The following is a 235-nucleotide window of genomic DNA, read 5'->3' on the forward strand; positions in this document are numbered from 1 at the left end:
CTCCCCGGGATGTTATTGGCAGCCATCCAGTCGAGATCGTCATAATACGCATTGATCTCTTGGGCACGCGCAGCATCCGCGCCCGCCAGTGCTCTGGTGCGTTGCGCCGCCAAACCCGCGCGGGCTGTCGCCGAGCCGAGCGGAGTCATGGCATGCGCCTCTTTCGCCATGGCTTCCTGGTTCGCGAGGTTCTGTTTCGTACGCGAATCGACGATACGTTTGGCCGTGTCGATGT

General features: G+C 61.7%; 1 protein-coding gene. It reads right to left on the reverse strand.

From position 1 onward, the window contains the following. On the reverse strand, nucleotides 1-235 hold a 235-nt coding region (locus ACPYOJ_RS36830; protein WP_481420609.1), incomplete at both ends, for a hypothetical protein.

The organism is Rhizobium sp. SVR5-9E (assembly GCF_056755095.1).